The sequence below is a fragment of the Stenotrophomonas sp. STEN022 genome (assembly GCF_056760155.1).
The window spans coordinates 1-4,293 of the sequence record NZ_JBRREG010000171.1 but is presented as its reverse complement, the minus strand read 5'-3'; the positions used below and the strand labels follow the sequence as shown (position 1 = coordinate 4,293).

Genomic DNA, 4,293 nt, shown 5'->3' with positions numbered 1-4,293 from the left:
CGCCCTGAGTGGGGGCGTGGGGGCAGCCCCACACACCCCCCGTGGTTCGCCCCGCCCTCGGGGGGTATGGGGTTTCCGGGGGGCTCTCGGTTTGTGGGGGCGTTTTCGCCGGCGAAGCCGGCATCGCTGAAACGCCGACATAGCTGCAATCTGATCGACCCTCTGCTTCGCGGCTTACGCCGCTCCCACAGAAAATCGGCATTCCAGGAGCAGCGCTTCGCTCCACAGAATGCGTCTGCGTCCGCTAGACTTTTGCGTCGTTTCATCTGGACGCAACCATGACTGATCTGATTCCCGCCCTGCCCCCGCCCCGCATCCCGGTCGCCGGTGGCGGTACGTTTCCGGTGCACCGCATCTACTGTGTGGGCCGCAACTTTGTCGATCATGCACGCGAGATGGGCGCTACCGCACCCGCATCAGCCAGCGAACGCGGCCAGCCGATGTTCTTCATGAAGCCCGCCGATGCCATCGTGGTCGGCGATGCGGCGATCCCCTATCCCTCTGCCACCTCCGACCTGCACCATGAAGTGGAGCTGGTGGTGGCGCTGGGCAAGGATGCGCCGGCCGGTGTGCTCGCCGTAGATCAGGCGATGGACCTGGTACTGGCCTACGGCGTCGGCTTGGACTTGACCCGCCGCGACCTGCAGGCAGCCGCGAAGGCCAAGGGCGGCCCATGGGATATCGCCAAGGGTTTCGACCATTCCGCACCCGTCAGCAGCCTCGTATTGGCATCCGAGGTCGGTGATCTGACGCCGCTGGAGCTGTCGCTGGAAATCAATGGCGAACTGCGCCAGAAGTCCACGTTGGACCAGATGATCTGGAATGTCGCCGACATCCTGCACGAGCTGTCCAAGCTCTATGCACTGCGTGCTGGCGACCTCGTTTTCATGGGCACGCCGGCCGGCGTGGCCGCGCTGAAGTCCGGCGACCGATTCAGCGCACGCCTAGGGAAAATCGCACATCGCGACGGTTTGATCGCCTGATGACATCCACTGGAGTAGTCTGCGCCAGCTCCCTTTCATGCATACCTAGGAGAAACACATGGGAATGATCAGCGAATTCAAGGAATTTGCGATGCGCGGCAACGTCATCGACCTCGCGGTCGGTGTCGTCATTGGCGGCGCGTTCGGCAAAATCGTCACCTCGTTGGTGGACAAGGTGATCATGCCGCCGATCGGCATGCTGGTCGGCAATGTCGATTTCTCCAGCCTCGCCTGGACCCTGGCACCGGCCAAGATGGGCGCCGATGGCAAGGAAATCCCGGCCGTGGTGCTGGGCTATGGCGATTTCATCAATACGCTGATCCAGTTCATCATCGTTGCCTTCGCGATCTTCATGCTGGTCAAGGTGGTCAACCGCCTGTCGCGCAAGAAGGAAGAAGCACCGGCCGCTGCGCCGGAACCGACCGAGGAAGTGCTGCTGCTGCGCGAAATCCGCGACAGTCTCAACAAGCGCTGATCGATCAACCTGTTTACCAACAACGGCCGGGGTTCCCGGCCGTTGCCGTTTGCAGCAATCAGAAGGTCATCGTCATGGATACCTGCGGGCTGACGTAGGACGCGCTGTTGCGCCCACCCGGCAGCGATGCCTGCACACCAAGCAATACACCGATCTGGTCGTTGACGATGTATTCCACTGCCGGCGCAATAGTGAAGGCGGGGCTGCGTGAGCCATTCTGGCGCAGCATCTTCCTCTGACCCGATGCGTCGGCCACGCTGCCCTGAAGCATGCTGCCCGATTGCGTGCTGGCAGTCAGATCCAGGGCCAGCACCCAACTGCGGTTGATGCTGTATTCAAGCCCCAACGCGCCACTGACCGCCGCACCGGCATCAAGCGTGCCGCGGAAACTCGGTTCGGTGCCATACACACTGCGCCCGACTACCGAGACACTGCCCGGCGACGGGCTCCAGCTGGTCTGCCAGCGCCAACGCAGCGGCCGTCCATTCGGCATCCACAACACCTGCTGCCCCAGCAACGACAGGCCGGTGCGATAAACCCCGGCACCTTGACCGTTGAACGTGTTTTCGCCAAGTCGGTCATGCCGTCCGGTCGCCAGCGATTGGCTAAGCATTGCCGCCAGGGCCATCCCACCGGTCAGCGCATCACCCGCACGCAACTGATAGCGTAGCCGCGCCGCGCTATCTCCAATGCGGTAGCCGTCACTGTGCTGGGCGCCCTGCGCCGAGCGACTGCCATTGAGCACCAACTCGCCAGTCAGCCGATCGGTGATGCCTCCACTGAGCAACAGGCTGAGCAACTGGCTGCTGTCGTGTGCATCCAGTGTATGGCGATCGCCGCGGTCGTCGTAGACGCCACGGGTGCGGCTGTATATCCAATACGCCTGGGCGAAAAACTCGCCCTGTGGCACTACTGCCGGACCCGGAGTAAGCAACGGTCCGGTGAAACGCACATCGTCCATGGAGTGCGTCTGCGCTAATCCGAGTACTGGCAATACCAGCATCAACAACGTCCCTGCCGTCCTGTGTCGCAATGTCATCAAGTGTTCCTGGGCAATCCACCAAGCCGGTGGGGGTGCTCAGGCTCGCTTGTGATGCTGCATCGCAATACGAGAAAACCCCTTGGATGCCTGTCATCGTTTCAGCCGCTCATGTCGTCTAGCGGACGCGTACAAAAGCAGCTAGAAGGGGAACCACTTAGCCAATACCAAGACTTCCACACATCCCAACCGGCACATTCACCTACACCCGCTCACTGTTACCCTGACTCGACAAATCACCTTGGAATTGACTATGCGTCGCAGTGCTCTTTCCCTTGCCCTCCTCCTGCTGTGCACCTCGGCCGCTGCCAACGCAGCGCCCACCCATATTCCGCAGCAGGCGCTGACCAAGGCCGCCGAGCTGCGGACACAGGCGCTGGCGGACAACACCGGCTGGCAGGTGGTGGAATCGCTGACCACCGAAGTTGGCCCGCGCATGGCTGGCAGCGAGGCCGACGCACGTGCGGTGGAATGGGCCAAGGCCAAGTTCAAGGAACTGGGCTTCGACAAGGTGTGGACCGAGCCGGTGACCTTCCCGAAGTGGGAGCGCCGCAGCGAACACGCCTCGGTACTGGGCGCGCATCCGCAGCCGTTGACCATCACCGCCCTGGGCGGCAGCCCGGCCGGCACGGTGGAAGCCGAGATTGTGCGTTTTGAAGGCTTGGACGCGCTGAAGGCAGCACCGGAAGGCTCGTTGACAGGCAAGATCGCCTATGTCGACTTCACCATGACCCGCAAGCGGGATGGCGCTGACTATGGCATCGGCGGCAGTGTGCGCAGCCGTGGCCCGTCCGAAGCAATCCACAAGGGTGCGGTCGGCTTCATCATGCGCTCGGCTGGCACCGATTCGCATCGCATGCCGCATACCGGCATCACCCGTTATGACGAAGGCCTGACCCCGGTGCCGTCGGCCGCACTGTCCGGCCCCGATGCCGACCAGCTCAATCGTCTGGTTGCGCGCGGCCCTACCCGCATCCGCATCGCGCTGGATTGCGGCTGGGATGGCAGCTATACCTCGCAGAACGTGATCGGCGAAATCACCGGCCGCAGCCTGCCCAAGGAGGTGGTGGTGATCGGCGGTCACCTGGACTCCTGGGACCTGGGTACCGGCGCCATCGATGACGGCGCAGGGATCGGTATCACCATGGCCGCCGGCCATCTGATCGGCCAGCTCAAGCAAGCCCCCAAGCGCACCATCCGCGTCATCGCCTTCGCCAATGAAGAGCAGGGTCTGCACGGTGGCAAGGCCTACGCCGCGGCGCGCGTGGCGGCCGGCGAAATCGTGCAGCAGCACATCGCCGCCGAGAGTGACTTCGGTGCGGGCCGCATCTATGCCTTCAACACCGGCTCGGGCAATCCGGCGGAATCGCGTGAGGCTACCCGCCAGATCGGCGAGGCGCTGGCGCCACTGGGCATTGAATACCGCGCCAACCAAGGCGGCCCCGGCCCCGACGTAGGCCCGCTGGCCGCCAAGGGCGGTGCATGGGCTTGGCTGGCGCAGGACGGAACCGATTATTTCGACCTGCACCACACTCCGGACGACACCTTGGACAAGATCGACCCGAAGGCCCTTGCCCAGAACGTGGCGGCCTACACCGTGTTTGCCTATCTGGCAGCGGAGTCTGAAGGCAGCTTCGGTAGCGAGGCCAAGGATGTGGTGCCGCCGCGCGAGTGATTCCTTGTCGGAGTAAAAGCAAGAAAGGCGCCACAGGGCGCCTTTCTTGTTTTGGTTTTTGTAGTGCCGAGCCATGCACAGGCGGGACGGTTTAGCGATGATATCTAACCACAGACAGGAG

4 protein-coding genes are annotated in these 4,293 nt (G+C 63.1%); 3 read left to right on the top strand and 1 reads right to left on the bottom strand.

Going from position 1 to position 4,293, the window contains the following annotated elements:
• The first annotated feature begins 278 nt into the window (after positions 1-278).
• Positions 279-983 (top strand): fumarylacetoacetate hydrolase family protein, encoded by a 705-nt coding sequence (locus tag ACVOMF_RS20570; RefSeq protein WP_481510924.1) that lies wholly within the window; start codon positions 279-281, stop codon positions 981-983.
• A 58-nt stretch (positions 984-1,041) separates the two neighbouring features.
• Positions 1,042-1,458 carry a large-conductance mechanosensitive channel protein MscL gene (gene mscL, locus ACVOMF_RS20565; protein WP_481510923.1) on the top strand — a complete coding sequence of 139 codons (417 nt, stop codon included), beginning with the start codon at positions 1,042-1,044 and terminating at the stop codon, positions 1,456-1,458.
• Between the two features lie 58 nt (positions 1,459-1,516).
• Here the strand turns inward: mscL and ACVOMF_RS20560 are convergent, their stop codons facing one another.
• The gene (locus ACVOMF_RS20560; RefSeq protein WP_481510922.1) at positions 1,517-2,497 is read right to left on the bottom strand and encodes a hypothetical protein; all 981 of its coding nucleotides are present in this window, start codon (positions 2,495-2,497) and stop codon (positions 1,517-1,519) included.
• 253 nt (positions 2,498-2,750) lie between these two features.
• On the opposite strand from ACVOMF_RS20560, the gene ACVOMF_RS20555 reads away from it, so the two are divergent.
• A complete protein-coding gene (locus ACVOMF_RS20555; RefSeq protein ID WP_481510921.1) occupies positions 2,751-4,172 on the top strand; it encodes a M28 family peptidase in 1,422 nt (473 codons plus the stop codon).
• Positions 4,173-4,293: the final 121 nt, after the last annotated feature.